Annotated in this window: 5 protein-coding genes; 1 reads left to right on the top strand and 4 read right to left on the bottom strand. The window is 64.1% G+C overall.

Annotated features, from left to right (window positions below; genetic code table 11):
• The 4 genes from AC062T_RS06395 to AC062T_RS06410 all read right to left on the bottom strand — a co-directional run.
• On the bottom strand, positions 1–483 hold a 483-nt coding region (locus tag AC062T_RS06395), incomplete at its 3' end, for an ABC transporter permease (RefSeq protein WP_476028440.1).
• Positions 480–1,280 carry an ABC transporter permease gene (locus AC062T_RS06400; protein ID WP_108514653.1) on the bottom strand — a complete coding sequence of 267 codons (801 nt, stop codon included), beginning with the start codon at positions 1,278–1,280 and terminating at the stop codon, positions 480–482. The genes AC062T_RS06400 and AC062T_RS06395, both read right to left, overlap by 4 nt.
• A gap of 93 nt (positions 1,281–1,373) precedes the next feature.
• Entirely contained in the window at positions 1,374–2,348 is a 975-nt protein-coding gene (locus AC062T_RS06405) for an ABC transporter substrate-binding protein (RefSeq protein WP_476028443.1), read from the bottom strand.
• A gap of 183 nt (positions 2,349–2,531) precedes the next feature.
• Positions 2,532–3,608, bottom strand: coding sequence for a hypothetical protein (locus tag AC062T_RS06410; RefSeq protein ID WP_476028445.1), 1,077 nt, complete (start codon positions 3,606–3,608; stop codon positions 2,532–2,534).
• Between the two features lie 117 nt (positions 3,609–3,725).
• On the opposite strand from AC062T_RS06410, the gene AC062T_RS06415 reads away from it, so the two are divergent.
• Positions 3,726–4,045 (top strand): TetR family transcriptional regulator (locus AC062T_RS06415; RefSeq protein ID WP_476028446.1); only part of this gene is annotated, 320 nt, incomplete at its 3' end.

A 4,045-nucleotide genomic window follows, 5' to 3' on the forward strand; every position in this document is an offset into this window, starting at 1 on the left:
CGAGCGCACACCCTCGATCGTGTTGAGCAGCACGGGCCACACAGCACCGAAAACGATCACGAAGATCTTCATCGAATCGGTGAGACCCATGAGCAGCGTGAAGACCGGGATGAGAACAGGCGGCGGGATCGCGCGGAAGAATTCCAGCAGCGGCTCCAGGAGTTCCCGCAACCAGCGAACGAGACCGATCACGGTGCCCGCGACAATGCCCACAAGCACGGAGAGAACGATTCCGAGCCCCAGCCGGGCGAGGCTGGGGAGAACATCCGTCACAAAGGCCGGCCCCACCCAGGTGTTAACAAACGCCTGCGCGATTGTGAGGGGGCTGGGAAAGAACTGGACTGGCGCGATGGACGAGGAGATTCCCCAGATCACGAGCAGAAGAAACGGCAGCCCGAGAGCGAACAGCATGCTCTCTCCCACGCGCTTCCACGCCCGAGACCTCGTGCGGGGAACGACAACGGTGCTCGTGTAGAGGGTCACAGGACCTCCTCCGCTCGAATCGACTGGTGCCAGGCGAGCGACTTGCGCTCGACCGCGCGAAAGATGAGGTTGACCACAAGGCCGAGCAAACCCGTAACGATAACGATCGTGTAGACGCCCACCCAGTCGCCGGCGTTCTGGTACTTGACCAGCACCTTGCCGAGCCCCGGATTACCGATGACCATCTCGGCCGTGACCGAGAGGATGAGCGCCACCGACGCGGCGAGTCTCAGGCCCGTGATTAGGTAGGGCAGCATCGTGGGGAACACGAGAAAGCGCACACGCTCTGCGCGAGTCAACGCAAAGCTGCGGGCGGTGTCGCGGGCGACAGTGTCGACATCCGCAACGCCGTAGAGAACCTGAACGAACACCTGCCAGAAGCTCGCGAAGATGACAATGACGAGCGCCGCCTGAAGCTGGATGCCGTAAATGAGCACGGCAAGCGGAATGAGCGCTACCGAAGGAATGGGGCGCAGAAACTCCACGGTTGTGTGGGTGGCGCGGCGCAGAAACGGCACCATACCGATGCCAGCCCCCAGCACCATGGCCGCGACCGTGGCCACGAGAAGGCCGAGAAACCAGGCCGTCATGGTGTAGCCCACGTTGCGCCAGAACTCGAGATCGCGCAGTTCTAGCGCGAACCGGGCAAGAGTCTCGGTGGCGTAGGGCAAAAACTCGGGGCTAATGATGCCGAGCGTGGGGATGAGCTGCCAGGTGAGCAGAAATCCAGCGATCCCGGCGGCCCCGAGTGCGAACTTGCGCACTGCATGAGCCGTCTGCGCTGAGGAGCGAGCCATGATGCCTTCCCAATCGACAAGATGAGGTGCTTGATCGTACTGACGACAGCGGATGTGCGGGGCGCCTCGCTGGGCGAGACGCCCCGCATCCGGCTACTGCTGCTGGAACAAACGATCCAGATTGGGCAGGCTGGCGATGGTGCCGAACTCCACGCCCATCTCGGCGAGCGTCGCGATGGCATCCAGATCGAGCTTGGGAGTGAATGAGGGCAGGGTGATGCCGGCTACGGCAGCCTCGGGAATTCCCATGTTCTTCACGATCGCGGCGCGAACGGCATCCTCGTTGGAGTCGGCCCACTCGAGAGCCTCGGCCATCGCAGCGGTGTAGGCCTCAACGAGCTCAGGGTCAGAATCCATGAGCTTCTGCGTGGTGATGTTCGTCAGCAGCGGGAGGCCGGGAATCGTGGCCTGGTAGGGGTGAACGACGAGCGTGCCACCCTCCGCAACGATCTTGGACATGAACGGGTCTGGCACCCAGGCTGCGTCGATGTTGCCGGCGTCGAGCTGCGCCTGAGCCTCGGGGAATCCAACCTCGACGAACTCGATGGTTGCGGGGTCGCCTCCGTCATCCTTCACAGCCTGCATGATCGTGAGGTCGCCGGCGGCACCAAGGCTGTTGACCGAGACGGTCTTGCCCTCAAGGTCGGAGGGGCTGGTGATGCCGGAGTCGGCAAGAGCGACAACGGCGTTGACATCCTTGCCCTCTGGTAGCGAGCTCGCGTAGTTGCTGACCACGACAACGCCGAGGTCTTGCAGGTCGGCACGGAAGGGGCCGAACGGCTGGCCGACCGCGAACTGGATGTCGCCGCTCATCAAGGCGGGAATGGCCTGAGCGCCACCCTGGGCGGGAACGACCTCGACATCCAGGCCGTGATCCTCAAAGATCCCTTCGTCGATCGCGGCCCACAGAGCGCCGGTCTCGGCGATCGGCAGGGATGCGACGCGAATCTTGGTGAGTTCGCCAGAGCCGCTGGGCTCGGTGGCGGTGTCGGCACCCGTGTCGGTGCATCCGCTTAGGGCAAGGACGGTGACGGCCGCGAATGCGACCGCGGCAAGACTCTTCTTCATTGAATGCCTCTCGTGACTGTTGGACGGATGTCAACGAGGCAGTACAGCGATGGTGCGCTGCGGCGGGTAAGCCTGTCTGCACTGCAGTGTGTCGACTCAGCAATAGTCAGTCACGCCGGAGTTAATGTCAAGGTTTTTGTGACGCTCGTCATGATTCAGGTGAATATGACCGCATCTGACCCGTTATTCGGCGGCCACCCGGCGCGCGCGACGCTTGCCCAGGGCGAGCAGCACGGCCCCACCGACGATCCAGGCCACGAGGGTGAGCGCAGCTACCAGGCCACCCGAACCACCGAAGTAGGCGGCCGAGCGCACGAGCGTTCCCGTGGCACCAGGGGGCAGAATCTGGCCGATGATCCCAAGACCGGCGGGGAGCCAAGCCGCTGTCGTCGAGATCCCCGCGAGCGGGTTGCCCAGGAACATCATGGCCATGGCCCCGATTGTGAAGCCCTTGCCCCCGAAAACTTCTTGGAGCCCCGCGAGGGGCAACCCCAGTGCGGCGATTCCTAATGCCATCGAGCCAGCCACGGCCCAGAATCCCGTGGTGATGCTGCCGAATGAGAACATCAGCACGGCGGCCACGGCGATACCGCCGATCGCGGCAAAGCTCGCGATGCCCGCTACCGTCCATCCGAGACTGCGGGGAAACACCTTGCGAAAGGCCACAGCAGGCACGATTCCGCCGAAGACGAGGGGGAAGGCGAGCCCTCCGATGCCAATGCCGGTCGGGTCCTCCGCCGGAAGAGGCACGACATCGGTGACGGGCACATCGCCGCCGAAAGCCTTCGCCGTGGCCGCGATGGTCGACGAAATAACGGCGGATCCTGCGCTGGCGGTATAGGCGCTGACGCCTGCGTCTGTCACCGCGAAGCCGCCAACAACGTCGCGGTCGCGGATCGCCTCGGTCAACTCAGCTTCGGAGTCGAACGTTCGAAGCTCATACGCACCAGGGGCACCCTCGTCGAGCGCCCGCTCTAAGGTCTCGACTGCGGCGGAATCGCCGGCCACACCCACGGGCAGGTCGTGCGGGCCGCTCTTGAGCGACGGCATGATGAAGAGCATCAGCATGGCGAACAGGATGACGCCGAGTCCGACGATCATTCCCACGAGCTTCGCTAGCGGCGGCAGCGCCTTCGCTTTGTGCGGCCGAGCAGGGCTCGCGTCGGCGTTCGCGTCGGCGCTCGCGTCGGCGTTCGCGCTGGCGTTCGCCGAATCGGTTTCGGATGCGGCGGCGTTCTCTGCCGCGCCGGTTACTGCCATGCGTTCATGCCCGTTCGATGGAGGTGGATGATAAGCGGATGAATTTCCTCCACTTATTATTGCCCCGCATCCTGCGCCTACGCTGGGAGGACATCCCGGCGGAGAAGGGCAGGCCACATGCGCGCTGACGCGGCACTACGACGCCAGGTGATCGTGCGAGAAGCCCGACGGCTGTTCGCCCAGCACGGAGCCACGATCGCGCTCGAAACGATTGCCGAGGCGAGCGGCGTGGGCATCGCCACCCTCTACCGAAACTTCGATTCACGCGCCGCGCTAGCCAACGAAGTGGCGCTGGCAATCCTCTCCGACATGCGCGAGGCATCCTCCGAAGCCCTCCTCGCGGTCGAAGCCCAAGCAGAATCCGCCTGGCGCGACTACATCGACCGTCTGGTCGAACTCGATCTGGGGGCACTCACAGCGGCACTCTCGGGATTCGT

Source organism: Homoserinimonas sp. (assembly GCF_056262345.1).